We start from the raw sequence: 662 nt of genomic DNA, 5'->3' as shown, positions 1-662 counted from the left end.
CCGATGCCTGGCACCGTCGTCAGCGTGGCGGTCGAGGCCGGGCAGCAGGTCGAGGCCGGGCAGCCGGTCCTCGTCCTCGAGGCCATGAAGATGCAGCACCGGGTGAGCGCGCCGTACGCCGGCACGGTCACCGAGATCGACGTGAAGCCCGGAGACCAGGTGACGTCGGGTGCCGTCCTTGCGGTGGTCTCGACAAGCTCGACCGACGGAGAGGCAGACGAGTGACCAACTTCAGCGAGTCCGAGGAGCGCCGGGCACTGCGCCGGGAGGTGGCGAAGCTCGCCTCCAAGTACGGCCGCGAGTACTTCACCGAGAAGGCGCGCTCGGGGGGCAAGACCACGGACCTGTGGGTGGAGATCGGGAAGAACGGCTACCTCGGCATCAACATCCCCGAGGAGTACGGCGGCGGGGGCGGCGGCATCGGCGACATCGCCGCGGTGTGCGAGGAGCTGGCGGCGCAGGGCTGCCCGCTGCTGCTCATGGTCGTCAGCCCGGCGATCTGCGGCACCATCATCAGCCGCTACGGGACCGAGGAGCAGAAGCAGCGCTGGCTGCCCGGGATCTGCGACGGCACGTCCACCATGGCCTTCGCGATCACCGAGCCGGACGCCGGCACCAACACCCACAACATCACCACCACGGCGCGCCGCGACGGGGACGAG

The 662-nt window shown here is 70.1% G+C and carries 2 protein-coding genes; both read left to right on the top strand.

Annotated features, from left to right (window positions below; genetic code table 11):
* A partial coding sequence (locus INT12_RS31710; protein WP_193059225.1) for an acetyl-CoA carboxylase biotin carboxyl carrier protein subunit occupies positions 1-225 on the top strand: 225 nt, incomplete at its 5' end.
* The coding region (locus INT12_RS30855; protein ID WP_193059224.1) for an acyl-CoA dehydrogenase family protein at positions 222-662 on the top strand (441 nt) is incomplete at its 3' end. The genes INT12_RS31710 and INT12_RS30855, both read left to right, overlap by 4 nt.

The sequence above is a fragment of the Pseudomonas sp. K8 genome (genome assembly GCF_014889455.1).
Lineage (GTDB): Bacteria > Pseudomonadota > Gammaproteobacteria > Pseudomonadales > Pseudomonadaceae > Aquipseudomonas > Aquipseudomonas veronii.
This window is presented reverse-complemented; position numbering and strand designations above follow the sequence as displayed.